Source organism: Mesorhizobium sp. B1-1-5, assembly GCF_006443065.1.
Classification (GTDB): domain Bacteria; phylum Pseudomonadota; class Alphaproteobacteria; order Rhizobiales; family Rhizobiaceae; genus Mesorhizobium.
Genome location: NZ_VFWS01000023.1, coordinates 1 through 26528, shown reverse-complemented (window position 1 = coordinate 26528; position 26528 = coordinate 1). Strand labels below are relative to the sequence as shown.

The following is a 26528-nucleotide window of genomic DNA, read 5'->3' as shown; positions in this document are numbered from 1 at the left end:
CGCGGCCACGAACGCAGGCGGCCATGAGTCGCATTTCGCCCGATTGTGCTTAATGGACGGTTACGGACCGTGGACTTTGGCGAAGTGGAATGACCGGCGGGCAAGTTGCCTCGACGTGTTTGCGGTCGCGTGGCCCGCATGCGTGAAAAGGTTGACGTCGTCCTGAAATGATGCATGCATACGCTATGCAATTATTGGACGCCAACAAGCTCGGCGCTCTCGGCGCCGTGATTCGCGACAGGACGGAAGCATCCTTGAGGGAGCTTTCATCGAGCGCGGCGGCGGTGCTGTCGATGCTGCACTTCAAGCCGGGACTGACGACGACGCAACTCGCTGACATCGTCGGTGTCAGTCAACCGACTGCTGTACGTTTGATCGACGGGCTGGAGCGGCAGGCGCTGATTGAGCGTGGCAAACCGGAGGGTCGTGTCACGCCGTTGATGCTAACGGAGAGAGGCCACGCCCAGGTCAAGGAGATGCAGGCTCTCCGGCTCACCGCGCTTGACGGATTGCTGTCCGCACTGCGACCGGATGAGCGGCCGCGCTTTGTTTCCATGCTGGATAGGATTCTTGCCGGCGCGACGTCTTCCCGGGCCTTCGCGAGAACAACCTGTCGCCTCTGCGAGCATGATCTTTGCGGAGCCGAGGTTTGTCCGATCGGCTGTCGCGCCGCTGAAATCGAGAAACAGGAGAGCGAGCGATGATCGTTTCTTACGCCGGGCATTCGCCGGCAATCGATACCGATGCGTGGGTCGCTCCGGACGCCACCGTATGTGGCGATGTCACCGTTGGCGCTGGCAGCCGGGTCATGCATGGCTCCCGCCTCGTGGCGGAGGCAGGCGGCTCGATCCGCATTGGCCGCTACTGCATCGTGCTGGAGAATGCGGTAATCCGCGCCACAGCGCGTCACCCTTGCATGATTGGGAACTATTGCATTGTAGGTCCCAATAGCCACGTGGTCGGCGCAGAAGTCGGCGATGAGGTTTTTATCGCTACGGGCGCCGCGGTATTCCATGGCGCACACATAGGCCGCGGATCGGAAGTCCGCATCAACGGCACCGTTCACCTACGCACCCGCCTCGAGCCTGGCGCCGTCGTACCGATCGGCTGGATTGCCGTCGGCGACCCGGCGCAAGTCCTGCCCCCCGACCGGCATGAGGCAATCTGGTCTCACCAAAAACCGCTCGATTTTCCGGGCTACGTCTACGGCGTCGACCGAAACGAGCCGGACGTGATGCTGAAAATCACAGGAGGCCTCTCGGCGGCGCTCGGCGTGCATCGCACGGAAAGCGCTTGAGGAGCGCGGTGCTCCCAGGCGCGTCGCGCGAGGCCCTGCGACGCGCTCTAAAGTCTTTGTTTTGATGTCGTTCTCTCAAACCGCTGAGCACTTTTGAGCGACATGCATTAGCGGCTCAGCGAACGAGCGCGCTTACATTCCCTGGAAATTGCCGGGATCAGCCCTTGACCACCGACTTGCCCGCGTAGCGCGCCTGCTTGCCGAGCTCTTCCTCGATGCGGATGAGCTGGTTGTATTTGGCCATGCGGTCCGAACGCGACAGGGAGCCGGTCTTGATCTGCCCGCAATTGGTGGCGACGGCGAGGTCGGCGATGGTCGAATCCTCGGTCTCGCCCGAGCGATGCGACATGACGGCGGTGTAGCCGGCCTTGTGCGCGGTCTCGACGGCGTCAAGCGTCTCGGTCAGCGAGCCGATCTGGTTGACCTTGACCAGGATCGAATTGGCGACGCCCATGCGGATGCCGTCGCGCAGCCGCGCCGTATTGGTGACGAAGAGATCGTCGCCGACGAGCTGGGTCTTCTTGCCGATCAGATCGGTCAGGATTTTCCAGCCTTCCCAATCGTCCTCGGCAAGACCGTCCTCGATGGTGATGATCGGATAGTCGGCAGCGAGCTTGGCAAGGTACTTGGCCTGCGCCTTCGGATCGCGGGTCTTCTTCTCGCCCTCATAGACGTAATTGCCGTCCTTGAAGAACTCGGTCGCCGCGCAATCGAGACCGAGGGCCACGTCCTCGCCCGGCTTGAAGCCGGCCTTCTCGATCGATTCCATGATGAAATCGAGCGCCGAAGGCGCGCTCTTCAGGTTGGGAGCGAAGCCGCCCTCGTCGCCGACATTGGTGTTGTGGCCGGCATCCTTGAGCTTCTTGCGCAGCGTGTGGAAAATCTCCGAGCCCCAGCGCACGCCGTCGCGCAGCGTCGGCGCGCCGATCGGCAGGATCATGAATTCCTGGAAATCGATCGGGTTGTCGGCATGCGCGCCGCCGTTGATGATGTTCATCATCGGCACCGGCAGGATGTGCGCCTTGGTGCCGCCGACATAGCGGTAGAGCGGCAGGCCCGCGGCTTCCGCCGCGGCCTTGGCGACCGCCAGCGACACGCCGAGGATGGCGTTGGCGCCGAGGCGGCTCTTGTTCGGCGTGCCGTCGAGCTCGATCATCGTCTGGTCGATATGGATCTGGTTCTCGGCTTCCATGCCGCCGATCGCCTCGAACAGCTCGCCGTTAACCGCTTCGACGGCGCGCTGCACGCCCTTGCCGAGATAGCGCGGCCCGCCGTCCCGGACTTCGACCGCCTCATGCGCGCCCGTCGATGCGCCCGACGGCACAGCGGCGCGGCCCATGGAGCCGTCCTCCAGCACCACGTCGACCTCGACGGTCGGATTGCCACGGCTGTCCAGGATTTCACGCCCGACAATGTCGATGATGGCGGTCATTTGCGATGTCCCCGATTGATCGATTGAAGCGTCGCGCCCCTCTTAGCCAAAGCAGAGCAAAAGGCAATCGGCGGGCCCGCATTTATTGCCGCGGGTGTGATTCACGAAGCGCAATTTTCTGTCATCATAAGTCATGCGCGCTGTGTGACCATCTCATCTATGGTCGCGTTCGCGCGGGGCGAAACAGGAGGAGTTTCGCCATGTCCCAGTTGAGCGGTATCGTGAGTTTGTTCCTGATCGCGGCGGCGTTCCTGACGTCATGCGACGATCAGAAACCGCAGCAGAGCTCGGTGGAGCTATCAACTCTCAACGCGGCGGAGTAGTTAACGTCAAAGGCCCCCGGCTTTTATATCAGGGGCCTTTCGATTCCCAGCTTGCCGATCGCGCGATCAATGCCAATAGGGCTTCACATGGTAATACTGGAATGAAGCATCGCGGGCGGCTTCGCCGTCGGCGCCGGTCAATTCGTCGATCGAATATGCCGGTGCCGCCTGGAGCTGCTCCTTGGTGAACGGCACGACATAGCCGCCTTGATCCTCGTCATAATCGAGCGTCGCCCACGGAATCGCGTGGTACTTCTCGCCCATGCCGAGGAAGCCGCCGAAACCGATCACAGCGAACATGATGCCGTTCGACATCTTGTCGAGCATCACGTCCTCGATGCTGCCGATGCTTTTGCCTTCTGTGTTGTAGACCGACGTGCCGATGACGCGCGAGGCGGCAATGGCTTCGGTATGCCCGGACGGAGTAGTCATGATGGTGCTCCTCTCGTTGAATGCATGCACCGACAATGAGAGGAGCGCGCTAAGGTTCCCGACGATTTGCTCAGCTGTCGGTGAGGCAGCCCCCGCTCACCACAAGCCGGCGCAGGATCGAGGTCCGCCGCTGGAATCAGTGGCCCTTGGCGATCCGATCAAAGGCCATGAGCTTTTCCAGCAGCGCCGGCATGTCCTTGAGAGGCACCATGTTGGGGCCATCCGAAGACGTCGAATTGTCCGGGTCCTGATGGGTTTCGATGAAGACGCCGGCGACACCGACGGCAACGGCCGCGCGCGCGAGCGTCGCGACAAAGCGCCGTTCGCCGCCGGAGGAGCCACCCTGCCCGCCCGGCTGCTGCACGGAATGGGTGGCATCGAAGATCACCGGGGCGCCGATCTCGGCCATGACCGGCAGAGCGCGCATGTCCGAGACCAGCGTGTTGTAGCCGAACGAGACGCCGCGCTCGGTGGTGAGCACATTCGGGTTGCCGGAGCCGGTGATCTTGGCGACGACGTTCTTCATGTCCCAGGGCGCGAGGAACTGCCCCTTCTTCACGTTGATGACCTTGCCTGTCCTGGCGGCGGCGACCAGCATGTCGGTTTGGCGCGACAGGAAGGCGGGGATCTGCAGGATATCGACATGGGGGGCTACGATCGCGCATTGCTCCTCGTTGTGGACATCAGTCAGCACAGGAAGGCCAAACTCCTTGCGCAGATCGTCGAAGATCGGCATCGCCGCATCGAGTCCCGCGCCGCGCGTCGCCGACAGCGAGGTGCGGTTGGCCTTGTCGTAGCTAGTCTTGTAGACGAGGCCGATTCCCAGACGTTCCGTCAGTTCCTTCAGCGCGCCGGCCATGTCGAAAGCGTGCTGGCGCGATTCAAGCTGGCACGGGCCGGCGATTAGCGACAGCGGCGCATTGTTGGCGAAGACGACCTTGCCGACGGTTACCGATGCGTTGGGCGCCAGGGGCTTGCTCATGGGATCTCCCGGAAGATGAAGGCGGCGCCCTGTCCGGGCGCCGGCGGAACGACGATGTCACTGCCGTTCATGTCGTGATCGATGGCCCCGGCCGCAAGCGCGTGCGCCGCTGTAGCTTTGTCGCGGATCGAGAAAACAACCGCCTGAAACCGTAAATGCGGTGAGGGTTCGGCCGCCAGGCCGAAGCGCTGCGCGTAGGTTTCGGGCGTGACGATGCTCAGGACCCCATTTGGCAGCCGCACCGCGTCACCGTCCGCCTTCGCGTCTGCGGCGATCGCGACCAGTCCGATCTGCGCGGGCGGCGCGTCGCTGACCGCGATCACTTCGACGATGCCGGTCACGGCATTGGCATGGGCCTGCAGCGCCTTGCGATCGATCTTCGGCGCGTTGACGCGCTCGCAGGCGAAGAGGAAGGCGTCCGTCGCTCCCTTGCCGGCCGCGAAGGCCAGCTTGAAGGACGCCGTGTCGCTCTTTCCGTTCGCATCTGTGAACGCGCGTGAGAAACGCAGCGTATCGCCGGCTGACAGACCGGCTTCGACAAAACGCATATGGTCGGCATCGGCATTGCCGGTTCCAAGCACGACGGCGGAAAAACCTTCCTCGCCCAGCCGCTCGCGAAAAAGGCGGTCGCGCGCTATGAAAACATTGCCGGCCGAAATCGCTTGTCTTGCCGCCTGTTCATTTCCCACCGCCAGCGGCTCGAGATAGGTGCCGTCGGCAAAAAAGACGCAGGCGTTCTCCGAGCCGAACGGGTGGATGCCCGTGGGGGCGACGACGAAGCCGAGCGAGGCCAGACGCGACCGCGCGGCATCGAGGTTCCGTGTCGGCAACACGAGATGGTCGAGCGGATGGGCGGAGTTTCTGGTCATGCCGGCGCGGTGTGCCTCATTCCGGCCGGCTGTTCAAGAGCGGCGGCCCGACGGACCGTGCTCTGCCGCTTCAGGCAGCGGCCACGACATCGGCCGAATAGCGCAGTTCGCGCAGCGGCTTCACCTTGCTGGTCGTATCCGCATAAATCGGATGCGCCTTGTAAGCGGCAAGCGCCGCCTCGTCCTCGAACTCGGCATAGACGACGACATCGATCGCATTGGAGAACTGATCGACCTTGGTGTTGAGCGTCACCTCGAAATGCTTCGAGTACGGAATCTTGCCGAGCGCCAGCAGGCCCGAGCGCACAGTCTCGACATCTTCCTTGCGCCGCACGCTGAAGAAAACGATGTGCCGGATCAAGCCAGCCTCCCTGGTCTTCGTTTCAGCGGCGTTTTTGTGGGAGCGATGCCCAGGCGTCAACCGGCAACGATGTCGCGCCCGCTATGCGAAACCGGCGAGACCTTACCCGGTGACGTAGCGCACGATGCGCGAGACTTCCCGCACGGTCACGTCGAGGTAGTGGCCGCGATTGTAGAGGCCGTCCCAGAACAGGAAGAAGGTGATGGAGGCGATGACGATCACATAACGCATGGCTAAAACTATCCCATGCGGACGGCCGGAACCAGAGCGGCCGGGGCAGCGATTTTGGCAGTTCACTGCTTTTTGCCTGAAGCGCTTTCCCGTCAGCGGCGGCGCGGGCGGCCGCCCAGGCAGCCGCGTCGACGCTGCACGACGTCAAAGCGTGATGCGGTATTTGGCGAAGCCCGCCTCGCCCTCGCCTGCCGGCTCGATCTTCAACGACTTGACCTCGGCAATGAAATCCTTGGCCCTCGGGCCGGTCTCGAAGACGACGCTGGCGCCGGGCAGAGGCGCGAACGACCAGTTGCCGTCCGCCGACGGATTGATGGTGCCCTCGCTGACGACAAAGCGCACGATCACGTCGCGGTTGGTGTCGGGCGCCTCATAGATGATCTTCGAGGCGTTGATATCGGGAAAATTGCCGCCGCCGCCGGCACGGTAGTTGTTGGTGGCAACGACGAATTTCGCTGCCGGATCAATCGGTTTTCCGTCGAATTTCAGGTCGGCGATGCGGTTGGAGCCTGTGTTCGCGATGCCGCCCTTGGCATCGTATTTCGGCGGCTGCGACAGGTCGATCCTGTAGGTGACGCCATCGATGACGTCGAAATTGTAGGACGGGAAATCGGTGTTGATGAGCGGCTGATCCGCCTTGCCCGGCTCGATATGGTTGAAGATGCCGGCCGACATCTCCAGCCATTCCTTCACCTCGGCGCCGGTGATTTCGACGGCGCGCACCGTGTTCGGATAGAGATAGAGATCGGCGACGTTCTTGATGGCGATATCGCCCACTGGAACGTCGGTATAATAGTCGGCGCCGTTGCGGCCGCCGGCCTTGAAGGGTGCTGCCGCCGATAGCAGCGGCACGTCCTTCCACCCAGTGCTCTTCAATATGTCCTTGAGATACCAGGTCTGCGCCTGGTTGACGATCTGCACCGATGGATCGTCGGCCACCAGAGCGAAATAGGAATAGAGCGGCGCCGAGGTCTTGCCGACGGGGCGGCGGACATAGGCAAGGGTTGCCTCGTGATCCTGCTCGAGCGCGGCGATGATGCGCTTGTCGTCGCCAACCGTCGCCTTGTTCTTGTTGTCGACGCGCTCATAGATCGGCCGCGCCTCGGAGGTGGCCGAGACGACCCGCCATTTCGAGCCGTCGCGCTCAAGAAGCAGGTCGATCAGACCCATATGCGAGCCCCAGAAGCCACCCATGACCGCCGGCTTGCCCTGCAGCGTGCCCTTTTCGGTGTCGACGCCTGCGAGCGCCTGGAAATCCTTCTTGCCGGGGAAGACCAGGTGCTGGTGGCCGGTGAAGACCGCGTCGATGCCTTGGACGCCGGCGACGAAGAAGGAGGCGTTCTCCATCTTGTCGCCCTGCTTGATGTCGATGCCGGAATGCGAGAGCGCGATGACGATGTCGGCGCCTTCTTCCCTGATCTGCGGCACCCAGGCCTTGGCCGTCTCGACGATGTCGCGCGTCTGGACGTTGCCTTCGAGGTTCTTCAGGTCCCAGACCATGATCTGGGGCGGCACGAAGCCGATGACGCCGATCCTGATCGGTTGCTCGGCACCCGACCCATCCTTGATCTTCCTGTCGAGGATCACATAGGGCTTGAGGTAGAGCTTGTCGTCGCGCGGGCTCGCGGCAAGCGTGGTGCCGCGGATCAGGTTCGCGCAGACGAAGGGAAAATTGGCGCCGGCCAGCACCTTGTCGAGGAAGGACAGGCCGTAATTGAATTCATGGTTGCCGAGCGTCGAGCATTCATAGCCGAGCAGGTTCATTCCCTTCATGACCGGGTGCAGGTCGCCATCCTTCATGCCCTCCTCATAGGCGACATAGTCACCCATCGGGCTGCCCTGCAGCAGGTCGCCATTGTCGATCAGCATCGAATTGGTGGCTTCCTTGCGCACCGCATCGATCAGCGAGGCGGTGCGCGACAGGCCCATCGTGTCGTTCGCTTTGTCGGCGTAGTAATCGTAAGGCAACAGGTTCACATGGATGTCGGTCGTCTCCATGATCCTGAGATGCGCCTGGTTGGCCGCGGCGCGGGCGGAGAACGGATGCAGCATGATCAGTGCGCCGCCGGCAGCGACGCCGGCCAGGAATTCGCGACGGGAGAATCCGCGACGGGAGATGGGCAGTCGTGACATTTTCTTCTCCTATTGGACAACGCGACAACCCCTTGCCCCAGGCACGGAGCATGGCGCTGAAGGCGCGTTGAGTCCACGTGCGCGGAAAGCCGTTCAATCACGACAAGGTGACGGGTCGATGAAGCAGGCTGCAGCGGGGCGATCAGCTTTTGTCGTCGTCGCCCTGCGTGATCAGGCGCGCGCTGCGCTGGCCCGTAAAATATATCCATAGCCAGCTAAGCGAGACCGCCAGGCGGTTACGGAAATCGATCAGGAAATAGATGTGCGCTATGCCCCAGAGCCACCAGGCGAGCCAGCCGGTGAGCTTTATCCAGCCGAAATCGATGGCGGCGGCGCGCTTGCCGATCGTCGCCAGATCGCCGTCATGACGGTATTGGAAAGGACGCGTCGCCATGTCGCCGGCGAGCCGCGCCTTGATCGTCGCGGCAACATGCTTGCCCTCCTGCTTGGCAGAGGGCGCCACACCCGGCACCGGCCTTCCATCCGGCCGCAGCACATGCGCGGTGTCGCCGATGACGAAAATGTCTGGACTGCCCGGCACGGTGAGGTCTGGTTCGACGATTACCCTGCCCGCCCGGTCGGCCGGCGCTCCCAGCCATTCGGCCGCCGGCGAAGCGGCAACGCCAGCCGCCCAGATGATCGTCCTTGCCGGCAAGCGCGTGTCGCCGAAGACGACACCTTCGGCATCGAGGTGCGTGACGGGGCGCCCGAGCTCGACGGTGACGCCCAGCCGTTCCAGCGCCTTGCGGGCATAGTCGGAAAGCTGCGGCGCGAAATTGGCCAGGATCCCGTCGCCGGCTTCGATCAGCACGACGCGCGCCTGGCTTGGGTCGATGTTGCGGAACTCGCCGCGCAACGTGTCATGCGCGAGCTCGACAATGGTACCGGCGAGCTCGACACCGGTCGGCCCGCCGCCGACGATGGCCAGGGTCAGCAGCGCCTGGCGCCTGGCCGGATCGGTTTCGCGCTCGGCCTGCTCGAAAGCGAGCAGGATACGGCGCCGGATCGTCGTGGCATCCTCAAGCGTCTTCAGACCCGGCGCGAACGGCTCCCATTCGTCATGGCCGAAATAGGCGTGGCGAGCGCCGGTGGCGAGCACCAGCGTGTCATACGGGATCGAGCTGCCGTCCTCGATCAGCACGCGCTTGCCGGCGCGGTCGACGCCGGTGACATTGCCGAGAAGCGTCGTCACGTCCTTGCGCCTGCGCAGAAGATGGCGGATCGGCCAGGCGACTTCCGAGGTCGCCAGCGACGTCGTCGCCACCTGGTAAAGCAGCGGTTGGAAGAGATGGTGGTTGCGCTTGTCGATCATGGTGATGCGCACCGGAGCTCCCGCCAGCGCGCGCGTGAGTTCGAGGCCGCCGAAGCCGGCGCCGACGACAACGACTTTATGCTCGGTTTCGCTCATTTCATTCCACCTCGCCAAAGTGCAATCCTACTGATGATGTAAGTATTTTTGTGCACTGCAACAATATTGCGCATGGCAACGGTCATGCCCGGGAGTCGTCGTGCGGCGTCGTGAATGCACATGCGGTCGCACAGGCGCGAGTATAGCGTGAAACAAAACGACGGGAGCCAAGCATGGCTGACAAACACGACGACGAAGGCCCGGCCCAATACGCCTCACCGCCCTGCTTCATGCACGAACTCGACCCGGAATACCGGGAGCCGCTCTCCGACTGGACGGATGTTCGGCGATGGCGCAAGGCCGAGCGTGAGCGACTCATCACCGGGCGCCTCGCCGTTTCAGCCGATGCGCGCGCCGCCATGTCGGCACGCATCGCGAAAGGCCTCGACGCGCTGATCGGCGACATAGCCGGCCGGATGGTCAGCCTCTACTGGCCATTTCGCGGCGAGCCGGATCTGCGTGGCTGGATGGCCTCGATCAACGATCGCGGTGGGCGCACCGCGCTGCCCGTCGTCATCGAGAAGGGGCAGCCGCTAGTGTTTCGCGCCTACAAACAGGGCGACCGGTTGGAAAAGGGCGTGTGGAACATTCCGATCCCGGCCGAGGGCGACCCGGTGCTGCCCGACATCGTGATCTCGCCGATCGTCGGCATCGATCCAGGTAACTATCGGCTGGGTTATGGCGGCGGCTTTTACGATCGCACGCTTGCCGCAATGCCGTTCAGGCCGCTGGTCATCGGCGTCGGCTACGAATTGCAGCGCATTCCGACCATCTACCCGCAGCCGCACGATATCCCAATGACTACTGTGGTGACCGAAGCCGCAGCGGTTTAAGCCATCTCAGGCCGCAGCCCGACCGCCGTGCGATCGACGATCTCGCGCAGCGCAAAGGACGAGTTGATCTTGGTCACGTGCGGCATGGCCGACAGCCATTCCTTGTGGATACGCTCATAGTCGACGAGATCCTTCGCCGCGATGCGCAGGATGTAGTCGTATTCGCCCGACATCAGATGGCAGGAGAGCACGTTCGGGCAGCGCTTGATCGCCGCCTCGAAATCCGACAGCGTCTTTTCGAATTGCCCCGACAGCGATATGTGCACGATCGCCGTCATCTGGTGGCCGAGCGCGGAATTGGACAGCCGCGCGTGGTACCCGCGGATGGTTCCGGACTTCTCCAGATTGTCGAGCCGGCGCGAACAGGCCGATTGGGAAAGGCCGACCTTCTCCGCGAGCGCCGCATTGGGGATCCGGCCATCCTTCTGCAAAGTCTCCAGAATGGCGATATCAATCCTGTCGAGCCGCATTTTTCGAAGTTCCTGCGAATTTCAAGTCATTTTGCGCAACGATTATCGGAGAGCGACCATTGCCGCAAGTGCATTCGCAAACACATACGGAACGATTCGTGGTTGACTGCGGTTACTGCGTGTCCACCCTCCGCATTTTCGACCCGGTGACATGCACGAGCGACAGTGAGAGCGCCCCTTGAAGGGCGCGGACAGGGAGAAGAAAGATGCGTGTCGGCTGCCCCAAGGAAATCAAGAACCACGAATATCGCGTCGGCCTGACGCCGGGCTCGGTCCGCGAATATGTCGCGCATGGCCATGAAGTGCTGGTCGAGACCGGTGCTGGCGCCGGCATCGGCGCCGACGACAACGCCTATCGCGCCGTCGGCGCCACCATCGCCAAGACGGCCGCCGACGTGTTCTCCAAGTCGGACATGATCGTCAAGGTCAAGGAGCCGCAGCCCAACGAATGGGTGCAGCTGCGCGACGGCCAGATTCTCTACACCTATCTCCATTTGGCTCCGGATCCGGAGCAGACCAAGGGGCTTCTTGGCTCGGGCGTCACCGCGATCGCGTATGAGACCGTGACCGACGACCGCGGCGGCCTGCCGCTGCTCGCGCCGATGTCGGAAGTCGCCGGCCGCCTGTCGATCCAGGCCGGCGCGACTGCGCTGCAGAAGGCCAATGGCGGCCGCGGCGTGCTGCTCGGCGGTGTGCCCGGCGTGCTGCCCGGCAAGGTCACCGTGCTCGGCGGCGGCGTCGTCGGCCTGCATGCAGCCAAGATGGCTGTCGGCCTCGGCGCCGACGTCACCATCATCGACCGCTCGATCCCGCGTCTTCGCCAGCTCGACGACATCTTCGGCGGCCGCGTCCATACACGCTACTCGACCGTCGAAGCGCTGGAGGAAGAATGCTTCTCGGCCGACGTCGTCATCGGCGCCGTGCTGATCCCGGGCGCCGCCGCGCCCAAGCTCGTCACCCGCGAAATGCTTTCCGGCATGAAGAAGGGCTCGGTGCTGGTCGACGTCGCGATCGACCAGGGCGGTTGCTTCGAGACCTCGCATGCCACGACGCACGCCGATCCGACCTATGAGGTCGACGGCGTGATCCACTATTGCGTCGCAAACATGCCTGGCGCCGTGCCGGTCACTTCGGCGCACGCGCTCAACAACGCGACGCTGCACTATGGCCTGCAGCTCGCCGACAAGGGCCTGAAGGCGCTGGTCGACGACCACCATTTGCGCAACGGCCTCAATGTCCACAAGGGCAAGATCACCAACCGCGCCGTCGCTGAGGCGCTCGGCTACGAAATGGTCGAACCGAAGGCGGTCCTTGCCGCCTGATAATTCGCAACGATTTCCTTCAGTCGCCCGCCGGGTCATTCCGGCGGGCTTTTTCTTGCGCGGAAACTGCGCTTCCCTCGAAAATTTTGGCAACAAAAAAGCGGAGCAAAAAGCCCCGCTTCCTCGACTGCCACGATCTGCCGCCGGTCCATCCGCGGTCGACAAATCATCAACGATTACTGTTTAGCGCAGTAGTACGACGGGAATACGACAGTCTTGGAAGGCGCGGTTTCCATCTTCCCGGCGATTATGCTCCTTGTGTGAAATGCTTCACATTCGCTCGACGAGAAAGTTGCCTAGAGACGGACCGTTACTGGCGGCCTGAGCTGCTTGCCGGGTCGGATAAGTCCGGCCCGGACGGCACTGGCCCGACAGCTTCTGTCAGACCCTCCAACGGCCCGCCCGACCATCGGCGGGCTTCTTTTTTGGGTCATGCCCGCTCGATGCGGCATTGATAGCAATTGTTGCGGGCCGAGCGGACATGGATGTAGGCGATGTCGGCGCGCCCAAACAGCGTCCGCGCGCGGGCGGCAATCTCGCCGGTCGGCGTGACGGCGCCGCTGCCATAAACGATGCGATCGTCCCTGCCGTAACCCCTGACGATATAGTCGCTGCTTTCGAGCATCTCCGGCAGCGCATCCCCTTCGGCTGCGCGCTCGCATTCCTCGGCATGCAGGAAGATCGGGCCGGTTTCGGCATAGGGCTGCAGTTCCGGAAACGGCCGGTAGGCAACGATCAGATAACCATCACCCTCGGCGACGTTCCTGAGGCAATGCCTGCATGGCACGCCGGCGCCGTCGGAAATGCGGTGCTCCGGGATGCAGCCATAGGCATCGGGCCCTCCCCGCTGCAAGGCGCGCACGGCTTCGGTCGGCAAAGCTTTGAACTGGATGCTCATGGCAGATCTCCGGTGTCGATCTCCGGAAATTATGCCTCCTCGACGACGGCTCCCACCCGATTCCTGACTGGCGGAAACGTTTCTCACCAGTCCTCGAATTGCTCTAGGGTCGCATGACGCTGGCCGACCGCTCGGCGAAGGTCAGCGGATGCACGACCTCTCTCTTCTGCGCCACCGGCGTGAAGCCCAGCTTCTGATAAAGCGGAAGAGCCGCCGGATGGTCGAGCGTGCAGGTCTGCACGGTGACGCGCCTTGGCCCATATGCCCAGGCCGCCGAGATGGCGGCGCCGAGGAACCAGCGACCGATGCCTTGACCATGCGCATGCTCCATCATGCCGAAATAGGCGAGCTCCACCTCGTCAGGCAGATGCGGCTTCAGGTCGAAGAAACCGGCGGGAGCGCCGTCGAGATAGAGCACGCGGATGTCGCGGTCCTCGCGGTGCAAGCCGGCGGCAAGCTCCTCGTCGCTGAGCCTCAGCACATTGACCCAATGCCATTTGCGACCGACGCGATCCATCAGATAGCGGTAGAAATGAAGCGGGATATCTTTCGTCTTCAGCAGCGCGATCTGGCGATTGTAAGGGATCGGCGGCGAAACCGCCGGAGCCGCGTGCATCTCCAGGAATGTGACCGTGACTTCGATATCCTGCAGCGCGCCGTTTTCCATCATTCTTTCCCCGTTACCACTGGTGTGTCGCTGAGACCGCCCCACTCAGTCCAGGATCCATCGTAAAGCCGGTTGTCGGTGTGGCCGAGCGTCTCGAGCGCCAGCGTGATCGCCGCCGCCGTGATGCCCGAGCCGCAGGACGTCACAACCGGTTTCGACAGGTCGATGCCGGCATCCTTGATCACCTTGCGCAGGCGATCCTTCGGCAGCAATTCGCCATTCTCGGCAAGCGCCGTGACCGGAACGTTGTGCGCACCCGGCATATGGCCCGAACGGACGCCCGGACGCGGCTCCGGATCGGTTCCGGCAAAGCGGCCGGCCGAGCGTGCGTCGGCGATCTGGCTCTCATGGCTGCCGACGATCCTGCGCATCTCGTCGAGGCCGACAACACGGCCGGCATCGAAATCGGCATAAAAGACGCTCGGCGCGATCTTTGTCGGCTCGGCCGTCACGGGTCGCCCCTCGGCCTTCCAGCGGTCGATGCCGCCGTTCAGGATGTAGACCTGGAAGACGCCCATGACACGGAACATCCACCAGGCGCGCGGTGCCGAGAACAGGCCGGGCCCGTCATAGACGACGATGGTGTCGTCAGCCGAAACGCCCATGGCGCCGACATATTGGGCGAAGTGCTGCGGCGATGCCAATGTGTGCGGCAGTTTCGAATCCGGATCGGACACTGCATCCTGGTCGAGGAAGCGACCACCCGGAATATGAGCGGCATCGTATTCGGCGCGGGCGTCGCGCTTTTGCGCCGGCAGATACCACGAAGCGTCGATAATGGAGAAACCCGGCTCGCCAAGTCGCTTTTCCAGCCAATCGGCGTCGACGATGAAGGGACTGTCCTGCGCCATTTTATTCTCCTGCCCCGCCTAGCTTTAACGTCAGTTCGCCGGCATCGGTCCGAATCGGATGCGGAAGCGCCGGTTCTCGCGGCCTTTCTTCTCGATCTTGCCGATATGAATCTCGCCGACCTCGCCGGTCGACCTCACATGCGTTCCGCCGCATGGCTGGCTGTCGATCGAGCCGCTCTCGCCGATGCAGACCAGGCGGATCTTGCCGGTGCCGACCGGCGGCCGGACGTTCTTCGATTTGACTAGGCCGGGATTGGCGGCGAGTTCCTCGTCGGTGATCAGCCGGGTGAAGATCGGATGGTCGGCGCGCACCAGCTCCATCAGCCTCGCCGTCACATCCTCCTTGGTGAAGCCGGCGTCGGGAATGTCGAAGTCGACGCGGCTGTCGTCCTCTGCGACCGCTGCCCCGGTGATTGGGAAAGGGCAAACGACAGTCAGCAGGTGACAGGCGGAGTGCATGCGCATCAGGAGGTGCCGCCGCTCCCAGTCGATCAGGAGCTTCAGCTTTTCGCCGACCGCGGGCAGCGCCTGCTCGGGTGCCGGCACATGGACGATCTCGTCCTTGGTCTCGCCGGTGATGGTGGCGGCAATCGCAATGCGGCCGCCATCGGCGCGCTCGAATATCCCGGTGTCGCCCGGCTGCCCACCGGACGTTGCATAAAAGACTGTACGATCCAGAAGGATGCCGCCACGATCGTTGATCGCGACGACCTCGGCCTCCGCCGTCTTCTGATAGGCGTCGTCGCGAAACTGCGCCTCGGTTTTATACGCCATCATGCCACCTTTTCGAACGGCACTGAAATATCGGCTTTTTCTTCCATCCAGCGCGGCACCGGAAGGTTCTTGCCGCGCAGGAACTCCGGATTGAAGAGCTTGGCCTGGTAGCGCGTGCCGTAGTCGGCCAGGATCGTCACGATGGTGTGGCCGGGTCCGAGCTCGCGCGCCAGCCGGACGGCGCCGGCGATGTTGATGCCGGTCGAGCCGCCGACGCAGAGCCCCTCTTCCTGGATCAGGTCGAAAATGATGGGCAACGCTTCCTCGTCCGGGATCTGATAGGAGAAATCCGGCGTGAAGTCTTCCAGATTGGCGGTAATGCGGCCCTGGCCGATACCTTCGGTGATCGAGCTGCCGTCGGATTTCAACTCGCCGCTGGTGTAGAAACTGTAGAGGGCGGCACCCAGCGGGTCGGCGAGCGCGATCTTGACGTCCTTGCTCTTGCCCTTGAGCCCGAGCGCAACACCCGCAAGCGTGCCGCCGGAGCCCACTGCCGAGACGAAGCCATCGATCTTGCCGCCGGTCTGAGCCCATATCTCCTGGGCAGTCGTGCGGACGTGGCCGTCGCGGTTGGCGACATTGTCGAACTGGTTGGCCCAGATCGCGCCGTTCGGCTCCGAGCGCGCCAGTTGCTCGGCAAGGCGGCCGGACAGTTTTATGTAATTGTTGGCGTTCTTGTAGGGCACCGCCGGCACTTCGATGAGCTCCGCGCCCAGGATCTTGATCGTGTCCTTCTTTTCCTGGCTCTGCGTGTCGGGGATGACGATGACGGTGCGGTAGCCAAGCGCCTTGGCGACCAATGTCAAACCGATGCCGGTGTTGCCGGCAGTCCCTTCGACGATCAACCCCCCTGGCTTGAGCAGGCCGCGCTGCTCGGCATCGCGGATGATGAACAGGCCGGCCCGATCCTTTACCGATTGCCCCGGATTCATGAACTCGGCTTTGCCGAGGATCTCACAGCCGGTCGCTTCCGAAGCCTTGTTGAGCCGGATCAGCGGCGTGTTGCCGATTGCTTCGATCACAGAACGGGGCATGCGGGATTCCTTTATGTGTGCGGCGAGACCCTAAAAACCGGACGCCCCGGTTTCAAGGTAAGATTTTGTCTGGTCCAGTCGCATTCTGGACGCTGCAATGCTTGCGATCATTTCAACGCCAAGCGCAAAAGCGCTCTTTTCATTCGATTTCTTCGCCGCTACAGCAAGCCCGAACATTCGCAGGACATCACATGACACTCTACCGGGCCAATCCGAAGGACGGTGTCGCCTGGATCACGGGCGGCAGCAGCGGGCTTGGGCGCGCGTTGGCCAAGGATCTTGCCAATCAAGGCTATGCCGTCGCGGTGACCTCTCTGCCGGAAGATCCGGCCGACACGCTGGTCGTCGAAACGGCGCAAATGTCGGGACATGTGAAATCCTTTCCCTGCGACGTCACCGACGAGCAGGGCATGGCGCGTACGGCCGCCGCAATCGAGGAGCAGATGGGGCCCATCGTGCTTGCCGTCTTCAACGCCGGCAACTACATCGCCACCCCCGGCGAGAATCTTGTTGTGCGCGATTTCCACCGCTCCTTCGCCGTAAACTATTTCGGCATCGTCAACGGCGTGGTGCCTGTCGTCGAGCATATGCGCGTGCGCGGACGCGGCCATATCGTTCTGGTGGGATCGGTCACCGCTTATTCCGGCTGGCCGACCACGGCGGCCTATGGCGGCACCAAGGCCGCGATCAACATCCTGGCGGAGTCGCTGAAATACGATTTCGACAAGATGAATATCCGCATCCAGGTCATCAACCCGGGCTTCGTCGACACGCCGCTGACGGAAAAGAACAAGCTGCCGATGCCGGGCCTCATGCCTGTGCATCGCGCGTCGCGCCGCATGGCACGCGGTATCCGGAAGGGCGGCTTCGAAGTCACCTTCCCGTACCATATTAGCTTGCCGTTGAAGGTGCTCGGCCTGCTGCCGCGGCCGATCGGCCGCTTCGTCATCGGGCTCACCACCCACTGGTGGGGGCGGCCATTGCATTTCGATCGCAGGCTGCCTGGCGACAAGAACCCATCCCGCGACAAGGCGGCATAAGCCGGCGAAACGGCGATTGCCTGCCGGCGGGGACGGCCATAGGTTGAGAATCATTGCTTGGAGACTGTAATGGGGCGGCGGATCGTGCTTGCGGTGCTTGGCCTTGCAGTCGTCCTGACAGCCGTTTTCTTCCTCGGCCCACGCGTGCCGGTCGACACCACAATCCGGTTCAATCCGTCGGCGATCGGCGACGATCCGCAGGCCTATCTGGCGCGTGAAGAGGCCGCCGTGCCCAACATCCGCGACGGGCTCGACAAGGAGATCATCTGGGCGAACCCGATGGTCCATGCCAAGACGCCCTTGGCCATCGTCTATATCCATGGCTTTTCCGCCTCGAAGGGCGAGGTCCGCCCCTTGCCGGACGACATTGCGGATGAACTGGACGCCAACCTCTTCTACACGCGTCTGACCGGCCACGGCCAGAACGGCGCGGCCATGGCGCAAGGCAGTGTCAATGCCTGGGTCAACGACTATGAGGAGGCTTTGGCCATCGGCCGTGCCATCGGTGACAAGGTGATCGTCATCGGGACCTCGACCGGCGGTTCGCTGGCGGCATGGGCCGCAACCCGGCCCGGTGCATCGGACGGCGTCGCTGCTATCGCGTTCATATCGCCAAATTTCGGCGTCAAGGCCTCCGGCGCCGAGGTTCTCACCATGCCCTGGGGCAGACAAATCGCCGAGCTTGTCGGCGGCAAGGAGCGCAGCTTCCCCGCGCGCAACGCGCTGCACGAGAAATTCTGGACCACCAAATATCCCATGAAGGCGGTGCTGCCGATGGCCGCGCTCACCAATCTCGCCTATGAGGCGCCGGTCGAGAAGGCGAAAATCCCTGCCCTCTTTATCTTCTCGGATGCCGACAAGGTGGTGCGGCCGGACCGCACGCGCGAGATCGCCGGGCGCTGGGGCGGTCCGCACGAGCTGGTGCCGGTCGACGACACCGGCGATCCGGACAATCACGTCATCGCCGGCGATGTGCTGTCGCCGCAGACCACAGCCTTCCTTACCCAGCGTATCGTGGTGTGGGTGAAGGCGCTGATGCAGCAGCAGTCAGGCCAGTGAAGTCAGCCCAATGGAATGAAAAACGGCCGAAGCATCGCTCCGGCCGTTCCTGTTCGCGTGATTCTACTAGGCTCAAGCGGCCCGGTTCGCCGGACGCTTGCCGCCGAAGCGGCGCTTGTTGTTACCTTTGAAGCGCTTGAAGCCGTCGGGCTTGCTCGAGCCGTTCGGCTTGGCCGCGGCCGGGCGTTCGCCCTGCGGCTTCGGAGCGCGCTCGCCATGAGGCTTGCCGCCGAAACGCTTGTTGTCGCCACCGTTGCCCGGGCGGCGGCCATCGCGGCGGGCGCCGTGATGCTCGCGGTCATTGGCCGGTTCGAAATGACGCTCGGCCTTTTCCCTGGGGTCGCGCTGCGGATCCGGGCTGCCGAGATGGTCGGCAACGACCGGCAGCTTCATGCGGATGATGCGCTCGACCTGCCGCAGCTTGGCGTTTTCCGAAGGATCGCACAGCGTGATCGCAATACCGTCCCTGCCGTTGCGGCCGGTGCGGCCGATACGATGGACGTAGCTCTCCGCTTCGTCGGGCAAGTCGAAATTCACGACATGGCTGATACCGGGCACGTCGATGCCGCGCGCCGCGATATCGGTCGCGACAAGGATGCGCACCGAGCCGTCGCGGAAATCGTTGAGCGCCTTCTGGCGCGCGTTCTGCGACTTGTTGCCGTGGATGACGGCCGCCTCGAAACCGTCACGGGCAAGGTCCTTGGTGACGCGGTCGGCACCATGCTTGGTGCGCGAGAACACGATCACCGAACGCATCGCCTCGTCGGCCAGCATCTTGGACAGCACCTGGCGTTTCTGCTTGGTGCGGGCAAGCACCAAGCTCTGCACGATCTCGACCGCAGCGGTGCTTTGCGGCGAGACTTCGATACGGACGGGGTTCTTCAGCAAGCCCTTGGCGAGCTCGGCGATCTCATCGGGCATGGTAGCCGAGAACAGTGCCGTCTGCCGGTCCGGCGCGGTCGCCTTGGCGATACGCTTGACGTCGTTGATGAAGCCCATGTCGAGCATGCGGTCGCCCTCGTCGAGCACCAGCCATTTGGTGTCGGCAAGGATGAGGTCGCCCTCGCGCACCAGGTCGGTCAGGCGGCCGGGCGTGGCGATCAGAATGTCGACGCCGGGCGCAACCTTCTTGACCTGGCTGAAGCGCGAGACGCCGCCCAGCACCAGCGCGGTCGAGACATGCGCGCCCTTGGCGAGGATCTTGATGGTGTCCTCGATCTGCACGGCGAGCTCGCGCGTCGGCGCCAGGATGAGCGCCCGCGTCGTCTTCGGCCGGCGCTTGGTGCCGAGGCCGATGATCTTCGAGAGAATCGGCAGCGCGAAGGCCGCCGTCTTGCCCGAACCGGTCTGGGCGATACCGAAAATATCGCGCCCCTCGAGCTGCGGCGGGATCGCCTGCGTCTGGATCGGCTTCGGATCGGTGAAGCCGGCGGCATGGGTCGCCTTGAGCAGCGCGCCCGAAATCCCAAGTGCTGCGAAACCGTTCAGTTCCGCTGTGTTTTCGTTGGTCAAAATAATCTTCTTTCACGCGGCCTTGTGGCCGCAAACATCAATGGCGGCAGGGCGCAACCTGCCGTCGGATAAATTGTCATGGAACGACAAGGCGGCGGACGGTTCCGTCCGCGCGGCTGCGCTGTCGTGCCCGCAAGCATCATGCCTCGGGGCTTTTTCGCCAGCTTGCCGATCGACCAGGGCCGATTGCCGGAAAGAGGGAAAACAGACGCAACCAGTCTCATTCGTCGAGAAGGCCGGATATCCCGGCCCAAGCGCCTATGCCGCTGCATATGGCTGAGTTCGTCCCGAATTGCAAGGGGCGTCATGTTGCGGTGCAATAAATGAGCAGCCGTTTACGAGCTGTTTTCGAATGGATCTCGTTGACGACCCGGGCAGCGGCCCGTGGGTTGTGTTGGCCGATATAGTCGCCGATTGATGCAAGCTCGATCAGATAGTGTCGGGTCCAGACAATCCGCACAGATCGTTATACCTGACCGTATTTGTTCAAAACGGCTGCTATCTCTTCTTCATTTGCGAAGTCGCCACGATCGGCCGCGTCTATTCCGGCCTGAATGCCGGCGATCCACTTTTCCTGCCACGCGAGCGAGCGGCCGTGAGATAGGGCATCCTCAATGATCTGATCGCGAGTGAGTGTCGAACGCGAGGTCAGCATTTCGATCCTGCGGTTCAAGTCCTCGGATATTTCCACGTTGTTCTTCATCGTTTCATTCTGCCATATCCGACTGCTGACTGCCAAGATCGCCCACTGACGGTTGCGCGAGCTTGGAGACCCGGGCGAAATGGAGCGCTTGCGCTCCTCTGCCCTCCCCATTACCACAAATCACTTATCCTTTTTGGGAAGCAGCGATGAAAGACGTGCTGAAAGAACTCGAGCGCCGCCGTGAGATTGCCCGCATGGGCGGCGGCAAGGACCGCATCGAGGCGCAGCACAAGAAGGGCAAGCTCACCGCGCGCGAGCGTATCGAGATCTTCCTCGACGAGGGCTCGTTCGAGGAGTTCGACATGTATGTCGAGCATCGTTCGACCGATTTCGGCATGGAGAAGACCAAGATCGCCGGCGACGGCGTCGTCACCGGCTGGGGGACCGTCAACGGGCGCCCGGTCTATATCTTCGCCAAGGATTTCACCGTGTTCGGCGGCTCGCTGTCGGAAGCGCATGCGGAGAAGGTCATCAAGGTCCAGGAGATGGCGCTGCGCAATCGCGCGCCGATCATCGGCCTCTATGACGCCGGCGGCGCACGCATCCAGGAAGGCGTGGCGGCGCTTGGCGGCTACGCGGAGATCTTCCAGCGCAATGTGCTCGCATCCGGCGTCATCCCGCAAATCTCGCTGATCATGGGTCCCTGCGCCGGCGGCGACGTCTATTCGCCCGCCATGACCGATTTCATCTTCATGGTGCGCGATACATCCTACATGTTCGTCACCGGACCGGACGTGGTGAAGACCGTGACCAACGAGACGGTGACCGCCGAAAGCCTCGGCGGCGCGTCCGTCCACACCACCAAATCCTCCATCGCCGACGGCGCCTATGACAATGATGTCGAGGCGCTGCTGCAGATGCGCCGGCTGGTCGATCTTTTGCCAGCGTCGAACACGGCCGAAATCCCGGAAATCGAGTGCTACCAGTCGGTGACGGACCACGACCTGTCGCTCGACCGGCTGATCCCCGATAATGCCAACAAGCCCTACGACATCAAGGAGCTGATCCTGAAGGTCGCGGACGAAGGCGATTTCTTCGAGATCCAGCAGAGTTTCGCCAAGAACATCGTCACAGGCTTCGGCCGCGTCGAGGGCCGCACCGTCGGTTTCGTCGCCAACCAGCCGATGGTGCTGGCCGGCGTGCTCGATTCCGACGCCAGCCGCAAGGCGGCGCGCTTCGTGCGCTTCTGCGATTGTTTTTCCATTCCAATCGTCACTTTCGTCGACGTGCCGGGCTTCCTGCCGGGCACCGCGCAGGAATATGGCGGGCTGATCAAGCATGGCGCCAAGCTGCTTTTCGCCTATGCCGAGGCGACTGTGCCGAAGATCACCGTCATCACCCGCAAGGCTTATGGCGGCGCCTATGACGTGATGGCCTCGAAGCATCTGCGCGGCGATATGAACTATGCCTGGCCGACGGCGCAGATCGCGGTGATGGGCGCCAGGGGCGCGGTCGAGATCATCTATCGCAAGGATATCGGCGATCCGGAGAAAATCGCCGCCCATACAAAGACTTACGAGGACCGCTTCCTGTCGCCCTTCGTCGCCGCCGAACGCGGCTATGTCGACGAGGTGATCATGCCGCATTCGACCAGGCGCCGCGTAGCGCGAGCGCTGCGCATGCTGCGCAACAAGGACATGCAGAATCCTTGGAAGAAGCACGACAACATTCCGTTGTGAAAAGCTGCACCGATAAGAAATGCGCATAACCCTTGCAGCCCAGAGCCTTATTCCAGCGATGGGGTATGGCGGCACACAGCGCCAGGTCGAATGGCTGATCACCGAACTGGTCAGGCTCGGCCACCATGTGGTCCTGATCGCCGCGCCGGGGTCGTCGCATCCGCTCTGCGAGGTCAGGCATGCGATCAGCGATGCCGAATGCCGGGCGGCGATCCCACGCGAAACCCAGATCGTCAATCTCCACGCCTGGAAGGTCGAGGTACCCTTTCCGACGCTCAACACCGAGCACGGCCATCTTCCGGATTATCCGCGGCCACAGCCCAACTGGAATTTCCTCAGCGCCCGCCATGCCGAGCTGCATGGCCGCAAGACCTTCGTCTATAACGGCTTTCCGGTGGACGCCTATCAGCTGGCGCCGTCGAAGAACGACCATCTGTTTTTCATGGCGGCCATCGCCCGGGCCGGAAAGGGGCTGAACCGGGCGGTGGACTTGGCGAAGAAATTCGACTTCACCCTCGACATCGCCGGCGGCTCGCGCTGGAAGCTGCTCGGCCGCAGCAAGACGCGCCGCGAGGGCGTGTTCTTCAAGAGCCTTTCCGCTCGCTATCGGTTTCACGGCATGGTCGACGGCCAGGACAAATTGCGTCTGCTGGGCGAATCGAAGGCATTCCTCAACCCGATCTCCTGGGAGGAGCCGTTCGGCATGGCGCAGGTCGAGGCCATGCTGTGCGGCACGCCCGTGCTCACCACGCCGCGCGGCGCGCTCGTGGAAACCGTCGATGCGGATACCGGACGCTTCTTCGAGTCCGACGAGGAGTTCGGGTGCGCCCTTGTCGAGATCGGAGACCTGCCGGCGCAAAGGTGCCGCCAGTCTGCGGCGGACAGGTTCCCGATCGAGAAAACGGCGAAAGCCTATCTGGAGCTCTATCACCGCATCCTTGATGGCGAAGCGCTTCCGTGACAAATCACCGTCATGCTCGCTATTGGCAGCGGCTGTTCCGGATCGAAAAGGTAGCGCTTGTTGCGTCCCATCCTCGTCTTCTGCTTGCCGGCGATCGGTGATTTCATCCGTTGCCATTCGGCAATCCAGATTCTGGCGGAGAAATTTCCCGGGCATCCGATCGACGTCGCCACCTCGCCACTCGCCGCGCCGCTGGCGCGGCTGATGCCGCATATCCGCAAGACCTGGATCATTGAGAAGCACTGGAAGCCCGGGCTGAAAGAGCGCGCGGGTCTGGCACGCGAAATCCGCAAGGAGAACTACCAGGCGGCCTATATGCTCACCAGCAGCACCAAGGCTTCGCTGGTGCCGTGGCTCGCCGGAATTCCGGAACGCATCGGCTATCCGCGCGAGTTCCAGTTCGGCATCATCAACCGCCTTCCCGCCGGCTGGCCGAAGAGCTTCGTGGCGTTCGGCCCGCGCAAGACAAGGTTGTTCGAGCAAGTTTGCGCGATCGCGATGCTGGGCGAGAAACCTGGCGATGACATGCGCCTGCCCGCGCCGCAAATGGCGGTCTCAGCCGAGGAACTTTCCGATTGGCGCGCCCAGCATGGAATCGATCCGGCGAGGTCGGCGCTGGCGCTCTACACCTCGGCTTTCAGCAACTTTCGCTCATGGCCGGCGGAGCGCTTTATCTCGGTCGCGCAGGATCACGCCCGGCGCGGCTGGTCGGTCTGGCTCATCGGCGGCCCGCGCGAGCGCGAGGCCGCGGCTCAGATCCGGGCTGCGCTCCCCGAGGCGGTGGATTTCACATCGACACCGCAACTGACCGACGCCATATGCCAGATCGCCGCCTCGACTGCGTTTCTCGGCGTCGATGGCGGGCTCTGCCATGCGGCCGCAGCCTTGGGCGGACCATGCGTGCTTATCTTCGGATCGACCCGCTCCTATGAGACCGGACCGGTGAACGAACAGGTGCGCTATCTCGAGCCGCCGATTTCGACACCGAGTTGGGTCCAGGACACACGCGGTGTCAGCGAGCAACGCGTTCTTGCCGCTTTGGCCGACGCCGTGAGGCAGCCGCGCCCCAGCTAGATTGCCTGACCTATTCCCCGGCTGCCGCGCCGAAACCCGCGCCCATGCCGGCTGGGGCGCGCCGCTTCATTGGACAGCGCTCTGCGCCAGTTCGCGAAGAACCGGCACCATGGCCAGAGGCAGGTCTTCTGCAATCAAACCCGGCCCGAAGCGGCTGCCGGCTTCGGCATGGATCCAGACCGCCGCGCAAGCCGCTTCGAAGGCCGGCATGCCTTGCGCGAGAAGCCCGGCAATGATGCCCGCCAGCACGTCGCCCGAACCGGCGGTGGCAAGCCAGGGCGCGCCATTGCTGTTGATCGCGGCGCGGCCGTCCGGCGCGGCGATCACGCTGTCGGCGCCCTTGTAGACGATCACGGCGTTGGCGCGCCGCGCGGCTTCGCGTGCCTTGGCCAGCTTCGACAACGCCTTGTTGCCGGCAACGTCCGCAAACAACCTGCCGAACTCACCCTCATGCGGCGTCATGATCAACGCCGGCGCGTCCGGTCTGCCGGCTGCCTCGAACAGCGTCGAGGCCACATTGCGGAAAGACGTGATGCCGTCGGCGTCGAGCACGAGGCCCTCGACGCCGCCGTCCTGGCGGTTTTTGGCGAGCACGGCCAGCGTGAAATCGCGCGCCTTGTCACCGATGCCGAAGCCGGGGCCGAGGACGAAGGCGGACGGCCGGCGATCGCCGATAAGATCATGCACGTCCTCGATCGCGTCGACCTTGCGCAGCATGATCGAGGTCAGATGCGCCGCATTGACCTGCATTGCGTTGGCGGGCGACAGCACGGTGACGGCCCCTGCTCCGCTTCTTGCGGCCGCAAGTGCCGATAGGCGCGCCGCGCCCGTCGCGGATGGTCCGCCCGAAAAGACGCTGGTATGGCCGCGCTTGTATTTGTGCGTGTCGAGGGCGGGCGCGGGAAAGCTTGCGATCCAGAGCCCGGGGCGGTTCTCAAAGGCCCGCGGCGCGACCTCGTCGATGATCTCGTCCCGGATGCCGATGTCGGCCACCACGATCTCGCCGCATCGCTCGCGGCCAGGCAGCAGCAGATGCCCAGGCTTCTTTCGTGCGAAGGTCACCGTGAGAGCCGCGCAAAATGCCGAGCCGAGGACTTGGCCGCTTTCGCCTGAAACGCCCGAAGGCAGGTCGATCGCGACAACCGGCAGGTTCATGCCCGTCGCGATTTCGACCGCGCCTTTGGCGTCGCCGGCAAGAGGCTTCGACAGGCCCGCGCCATAGATCGCGTCGACAACCAGCGATCCAGCTTCCGCGGTGAAGGCTGAAAGCGGGTGCCGCTCCAGAGCGCAATCAGCCGCCGCGAGCGCGGCGTCGCTGCCTGCCTTCGGTTCGCCCGACGCCCACAGGGCCACATCGACGCCGGCCTCGGCCAGCAGCCGCGCCACGACGTAGCCGTCGCCGCCATTGTTGCCGGGGCCGCACAGCACGTGCACCTTCTTCGCGCCAGGATAGCGCGCCAGCACGACGGCCGCGACCGCCTCGCCCGCGCGTAGCATCAAGCGATAGCCGTCGAGCGGTCCGGCCGCGATTGTCAGCCTGTCGGCCTCGGCCATTTCGGCCGGCGATAGAAGTTCATTGCGCATGGGATTGCCGATCTCCATGCGATCAAGCATTGTCCAGTTTTCGGTTCGAAGCAAACCAATGACCGCGCATTGTCTTGCAAATGCGGTCGCATCCGGGAGGGGTTCAGCCTGCAAATTGCGCTGTCTGCCCATTTTTTGCGCAGACGCGAGGAGGAGCGATGTATACGGTTTGGGCGTCCATGACGCATCCGATGCAGCCGATGACGCGAATTTGCATCCGGACGCGGCATGGGCGCGAAAACGCCCCTCACCGTCTGCACTCCTCAGGATTGGCACGCTTCGTGCTTGATGAAGGCGCAAGCGGGGCACACAACCCGTTTTCTTGGCAGTGGAGGCCACTTTTTACATGAAAAAGATCGAAGCGATCATCAAGCCATTCAAGCTGGACGAAGTGAAGGAAGCGCTTCAGGAGGCCGGACTGCAAGGCATCACCGTCACCGAAGCCAAGGGTTTCGGCCGCCAGAAGGGCCATACCGAGCTTTATCGCGGCGCCGAATATGTCGTCGACTTCCTGCCCAAGGTGAAGATCGAGGTCGTGCTCGGCGACGATGCGGTCGAAGGCGCCATCGAAGCCATCCGCAAGGCGGCCCAGACCGGGC

At 63.2% G+C, this 26528-nt stretch carries 28 protein-coding genes; 11 read left to right on the top strand and 17 right to left on the bottom strand.

Translation table 11 applies throughout. The features are described 5' to 3' along the window. Window positions 1–167: 167 nt before the first annotated feature. Complete coding sequence (locus FJ980_RS10915) at window positions 168–704, top strand: MarR family transcriptional regulator (RefSeq protein WP_140542898.1); 537 nt, start codon at window positions 168–170, stop codon at window positions 702–704. Continuing rightward, complete coding sequence (locus FJ980_RS10910) at window positions 701–1297, top strand: gamma carbonic anhydrase family protein (protein WP_140542897.1); 597 nt, start codon at window positions 701–703, stop codon at window positions 1295–1297. The genes FJ980_RS10915 and FJ980_RS10910 overlap by 4 nt, the downstream gene beginning before the upstream one ends. A 157-nt stretch (window positions 1298–1454) precedes the next feature. Here FJ980_RS10910 and eno read toward each other — a convergent pair whose 3' ends face one another. Beyond that, window positions 1455–2729, bottom strand: a complete 1275-nt coding sequence (eno, locus tag FJ980_RS10905; RefSeq protein ID WP_140542896.1) for a phosphopyruvate hydratase — start codon at window positions 2727–2729, stop codon at window positions 1455–1457. Between the two features lie 200 nt (window positions 2730–2929). On the opposite strand from eno, the gene FJ980_RS35830 reads away from it, so the two are divergent. Continuing rightward, window positions 2930–3052 carry a hypothetical protein gene (locus tag FJ980_RS35830; protein ID WP_263490149.1) on the top strand — a complete coding sequence of 41 codons (123 nt, stop codon included), beginning with the start codon at window positions 2930–2932 and terminating at the stop codon, window positions 3050–3052. A 66-nt stretch (window positions 3053–3118) separates the two neighbouring features. Here the strand turns inward: FJ980_RS35830 and FJ980_RS10900 are convergent, their stop codons facing one another. From FJ980_RS10900 to FJ980_RS10875, 7 genes are all read right to left on the bottom strand, one after another. Next, window positions 3119–3484: a PRC-barrel domain-containing protein gene (locus FJ980_RS10900; RefSeq protein ID WP_140542895.1), complete on the bottom strand. Its 366-nt coding sequence runs from the start codon at window positions 3482–3484 to the stop codon at window positions 3119–3121. A 136-nt stretch (window positions 3485–3620) separates the two neighbouring features. Next, complete coding sequence (gene kdsA, locus FJ980_RS10895; RefSeq protein ID WP_140542894.1) at window positions 3621–4466, bottom strand: 3-deoxy-8-phosphooctulonate synthase; 846 nt, start codon at window positions 4464–4466, stop codon at window positions 3621–3623. Further along, on the bottom strand, window positions 4463–5335 hold the full coding sequence (locus tag FJ980_RS10890; protein WP_140542893.1) for a VOC family protein: 873 nt from the start codon (window positions 5333–5335) through the stop codon (window positions 4463–4465). Before FJ980_RS10890 ends, kdsA begins: the two co-directional genes overlap by 4 nt. A gap of 70 nt (window positions 5336–5405) precedes the next feature. Then, the gene (locus FJ980_RS10885; RefSeq protein WP_140542892.1) at window positions 5406–5696 is read right to left on the bottom strand and encodes a Dabb family protein; all 291 of its coding nucleotides are present in this window, start codon (window positions 5694–5696) and stop codon (window positions 5406–5408) included. Window positions 5697–5798: 102 nt separating this feature from the next. Continuing rightward, window positions 5799–5927 (bottom strand): hypothetical protein, encoded by a 129-nt coding sequence (locus tag FJ980_RS35825; RefSeq protein ID WP_263481783.1) that lies wholly within the window; start codon window positions 5925–5927, stop codon window positions 5799–5801. A 144-nt stretch (window positions 5928–6071) separates the two neighbouring features. After that, window positions 6072–8060 carry a bifunctional 2',3'-cyclic-nucleotide 2'-phosphodiesterase/3'-nucleotidase gene (locus FJ980_RS10880; protein ID WP_140542891.1) on the bottom strand — a complete coding sequence of 663 codons (1989 nt, stop codon included), beginning with the start codon at window positions 8058–8060 and terminating at the stop codon, window positions 6072–6074. Window positions 8061–8202: 142 nt separating this feature from the next. Then, window positions 8203–9468, bottom strand: a complete 1266-nt coding sequence (locus FJ980_RS10875) for an NAD(P)/FAD-dependent oxidoreductase (RefSeq protein WP_140542890.1) — start codon at window positions 9466–9468, stop codon at window positions 8203–8205. 173 nt (window positions 9469–9641) lie between these two features. On the opposite strand from FJ980_RS10875, the gene FJ980_RS10870 reads away from it, so the two are divergent. After that, entirely contained in the window at window positions 9642–10301 is a 660-nt protein-coding gene (locus FJ980_RS10870) for a 5-formyltetrahydrofolate cyclo-ligase (protein WP_140542889.1), read from the top strand. Here FJ980_RS10870 and FJ980_RS10865 read toward each other — a convergent pair. Beyond that, window positions 10298–10771, bottom strand: coding sequence for an Lrp/AsnC family transcriptional regulator (locus FJ980_RS10865; protein WP_040982960.1), 474 nt, complete (start codon window positions 10769–10771; stop codon window positions 10298–10300). The genes FJ980_RS10870 and FJ980_RS10865 overlap by 4 nt on opposite strands. A gap of 206 nt (window positions 10772–10977) precedes the next feature. Here FJ980_RS10865 and ald point away from each other — a divergent pair, with 206 nt between their 5' ends. Continuing rightward, entirely contained in the window at window positions 10978–12093 is a 1116-nt protein-coding gene (gene ald / locus FJ980_RS10860; protein ID WP_140542888.1) for an alanine dehydrogenase, read from the top strand. A 430-nt stretch (window positions 12094–12523) separates the two neighbouring features. Here ald and FJ980_RS10855 read toward each other — a convergent pair whose 3' ends face one another. The 5 genes from FJ980_RS10855 to FJ980_RS10835 all read right to left on the bottom strand — a co-directional run bounded on the left by FJ980_RS10855 (window position 12524) and on the right by FJ980_RS10835 (window position 16317). Next, window positions 12524–12991 carry a DUF1203 domain-containing protein gene (locus FJ980_RS10855; RefSeq protein ID WP_140542887.1) on the bottom strand — a complete coding sequence of 156 codons (468 nt, stop codon included), beginning with the start codon at window positions 12989–12991 and terminating at the stop codon, window positions 12524–12526. Between the two features lie 103 nt (window positions 12992–13094). Then, window positions 13095–13658 (bottom strand): GNAT family N-acetyltransferase, encoded by a 564-nt coding sequence (locus FJ980_RS10850; RefSeq protein ID WP_140542928.1) that lies wholly within the window; start codon window positions 13656–13658, stop codon window positions 13095–13097. Beyond that, on the bottom strand, window positions 13658–14509 hold the full coding sequence (sseA, locus tag FJ980_RS10845; RefSeq protein WP_140542886.1) for a 3-mercaptopyruvate sulfurtransferase: 852 nt from the start codon (window positions 14507–14509) through the stop codon (window positions 13658–13660). Before sseA ends, FJ980_RS10850 begins: the two co-directional genes overlap by 1 nt. Window positions 14510–14539: 30 nt before the next feature. Then, a complete protein-coding gene (locus tag FJ980_RS10840; RefSeq protein WP_140542927.1) occupies window positions 14540–15283 on the bottom strand; it encodes an alanyl-tRNA editing protein in 744 nt (247 codons plus the stop codon). Beyond that, window positions 15283–16317, bottom strand: coding sequence for a cysteine synthase A (locus FJ980_RS10835; RefSeq protein ID WP_140542885.1), 1035 nt, complete (start codon window positions 16315–16317; stop codon window positions 15283–15285). Before FJ980_RS10835 ends, FJ980_RS10840 begins: the two co-directional genes overlap by 1 nt. Window positions 16318–16508: 191 nt before the next feature. Here FJ980_RS10835 and FJ980_RS10830 point away from each other — a divergent pair, with 191 nt between their 5' ends. Both FJ980_RS10830 and FJ980_RS10825 read left to right on the top strand, forming a co-directional pair. Beyond that, window positions 16509–17357 carry an SDR family NAD(P)-dependent oxidoreductase gene (locus FJ980_RS10830; RefSeq protein ID WP_095765482.1) on the top strand — a complete coding sequence of 283 codons (849 nt, stop codon included), beginning with the start codon at window positions 16509–16511 and terminating at the stop codon, window positions 17355–17357. Between the two features lie 69 nt (window positions 17358–17426). Then, entirely contained in the window at window positions 17427–18416 is a 990-nt protein-coding gene (locus FJ980_RS10825) for an alpha/beta fold hydrolase (protein ID WP_140542884.1), read from the top strand. Between the two features lie 72 nt (window positions 18417–18488). Here the strand turns inward: FJ980_RS10825 and FJ980_RS10820 are convergent, their stop codons facing one another. Next, window positions 18489–19928 (bottom strand): DEAD/DEAH box helicase, encoded by a 1440-nt coding sequence (locus FJ980_RS10820; protein ID WP_181181170.1) that lies wholly within the window; start codon window positions 19926–19928, stop codon window positions 18489–18491. Between the two features lie 466 nt (window positions 19929–20394). Continuing rightward, a complete protein-coding gene (locus FJ980_RS10810; RefSeq protein ID WP_140542882.1) occupies window positions 20395–20631 on the bottom strand; it encodes a transcriptional regulator in 237 nt (78 codons plus the stop codon). 146 nt (window positions 20632–20777) lie between these two features. Here FJ980_RS10810 and FJ980_RS10805 point away from each other — a divergent pair, with 146 nt between their 5' ends. From FJ980_RS10805 to waaF, 3 genes are read left to right on the top strand one after another with little or no spacing between them, the layout of a single operon-like run. Next, window positions 20778–22310 carry an acyl-CoA carboxylase subunit beta gene (locus FJ980_RS10805; protein ID WP_140542881.1) on the top strand — a complete coding sequence of 511 codons (1533 nt, stop codon included), beginning with the start codon at window positions 20778–20780 and terminating at the stop codon, window positions 22308–22310. A gap of 19 nt (window positions 22311–22329) precedes the next feature. Then, window positions 22330–23271, top strand: a complete 942-nt coding sequence (locus FJ980_RS10800) for a glycosyltransferase (protein WP_140542880.1) — start codon at window positions 22330–22332, stop codon at window positions 23269–23271. Between the two features lie 57 nt (window positions 23272–23328). Next, window positions 23329–24345, top strand: a complete 1017-nt coding sequence (gene waaF / locus FJ980_RS10795; protein ID WP_246676390.1) for a lipopolysaccharide heptosyltransferase II — start codon at window positions 23329–23331, stop codon at window positions 24343–24345. Window positions 24346–24411: 66 nt separating this feature from the next. Here the strand turns inward: waaF and FJ980_RS10790 are convergent, their stop codons facing one another. Beyond that, window positions 24412–25929, bottom strand: a complete 1518-nt coding sequence (locus FJ980_RS10790) for an NAD(P)H-hydrate dehydratase (protein ID WP_140542879.1) — start codon at window positions 25927–25929, stop codon at window positions 24412–24414. A 346-nt stretch (window positions 25930–26275) separates the two neighbouring features. Between FJ980_RS10790 and FJ980_RS10785 the strand changes: the two genes are divergently transcribed. After that, window positions 26276–26528: P-II family nitrogen regulator (locus FJ980_RS10785; RefSeq protein ID WP_140542878.1), on the top strand; the 253-nt coding region annotated here is incomplete at its 3' end.

Excerpts from the sequence above, each read along its gene's own strand:
- sseA (WP_140542886.1), bottom strand. The coding sequence starts at position 14,509 with ATGGCGCAGGACAGTCCCTTCATCGTCGACGCCGATTGGCTGGAAAAG.
- FJ980_RS10915 (WP_140542898.1), top strand. The coding sequence starts at position 168 with ATGATGCATGCATACGCTATGCAATTATTGGACGCCAACAAGCTCGGC.
- FJ980_RS10870 (WP_140542889.1), top strand. The coding sequence starts at position 9,642 with ATGGCTGACAAACACGACGACGAAGGCCCGGCCCAATACGCCTCACCG.
- kdsA (WP_140542894.1), bottom strand. The coding sequence starts at position 4,466 with ATGAGCAAGCCCCTGGCGCCCAACGCATCGGTAACCGTCGGCAAGGTC.
- FJ980_RS10835 (WP_140542885.1), bottom strand. The coding sequence starts at position 16,317 with ATGCCCCGTTCTGTGATCGAAGCAATCGGCAACACGCCGCTGATCCGG.
- FJ980_RS10855 (WP_140542887.1), bottom strand. The coding sequence starts at position 12,991 with ATGAGCATCCAGTTCAAAGCTTTGCCGACCGAAGCCGTGCGCGCCTTG.
- FJ980_RS10840 (WP_140542927.1), bottom strand. The coding sequence starts at position 15,283 with ATGGCGTATAAAACCGAGGCGCAGTTTCGCGACGACGCCTATCAGAAG.
- FJ980_RS35830 (WP_263490149.1), top strand. The coding sequence starts at position 2,930 with ATGTCCCAGTTGAGCGGTATCGTGAGTTTGTTCCTGATCGCGGCGGCG.
- FJ980_RS10880 (WP_140542891.1), bottom strand. The coding sequence starts at position 8,060 with ATGTCACGACTGCCCATCTCCCGTCGCGGATTCTCCCGTCGCGAATTC.
- FJ980_RS10865 (WP_040982960.1), bottom strand. The coding sequence starts at position 10,771 with ATGCGGCTCGACAGGATTGATATCGCCATTCTGGAGACTTTGCAGAAG.
- FJ980_RS10825 (WP_140542884.1), top strand. The coding sequence starts at position 17,427 with ATGGGGCGGCGGATCGTGCTTGCGGTGCTTGGCCTTGCAGTCGTCCTG.
- FJ980_RS10900 (WP_140542895.1), bottom strand. The coding sequence starts at position 3,484 with ATGACTACTCCGTCCGGGCATACCGAAGCCATTGCCGCCTCGCGCGTC.
- FJ980_RS10800 (WP_140542880.1), top strand. The coding sequence starts at position 22,330 with ATGCGCATAACCCTTGCAGCCCAGAGCCTTATTCCAGCGATGGGGTAT.
- FJ980_RS10790 (WP_140542879.1), bottom strand. The coding sequence starts at position 25,929 with ATGCGCAATGAACTTCTATCGCCGGCCGAAATGGCCGAGGCCGACAGG.
- FJ980_RS10850 (WP_140542928.1), bottom strand. The coding sequence starts at position 13,658 with ATGGAAAACGGCGCGCTGCAGGATATCGAAGTCACGGTCACATTCCTG.
- FJ980_RS10890 (WP_140542893.1), bottom strand. The coding sequence starts at position 5,335 with ATGACCAGAAACTCCGCCCATCCGCTCGACCATCTCGTGTTGCCGACA.
- FJ980_RS10875 (WP_140542890.1), bottom strand. The coding sequence starts at position 9,468 with ATGAGCGAAACCGAGCATAAAGTCGTTGTCGTCGGCGCCGGCTTCGGC.
- FJ980_RS10810 (WP_140542882.1), bottom strand. The coding sequence starts at position 20,631 with ATGAAGAACAACGTGGAAATATCCGAGGACTTGAACCGCAGGATCGAA.
- FJ980_RS35825 (WP_263481783.1), bottom strand. The coding sequence starts at position 5,927 with ATGCGTTATGTGATCGTCATCGCCTCCATCACCTTCTTCCTGTTCTGG.
- FJ980_RS10830 (WP_095765482.1), top strand. The coding sequence starts at position 16,509 with ATGACACTCTACCGGGCCAATCCGAAGGACGGTGTCGCCTGGATCACG.
- eno (WP_140542896.1), bottom strand. The coding sequence starts at position 2,729 with ATGACCGCCATCATCGACATTGTCGGGCGTGAAATCCTGGACAGCCGT.
- ald (WP_140542888.1), top strand. The coding sequence starts at position 10,978 with ATGCGTGTCGGCTGCCCCAAGGAAATCAAGAACCACGAATATCGCGTC.
- FJ980_RS10910 (WP_140542897.1), top strand. The coding sequence starts at position 701 with ATGATCGTTTCTTACGCCGGGCATTCGCCGGCAATCGATACCGATGCG.
- FJ980_RS10805 (WP_140542881.1), top strand. The coding sequence starts at position 20,778 with ATGAAAGACGTGCTGAAAGAACTCGAGCGCCGCCGTGAGATTGCCCGC.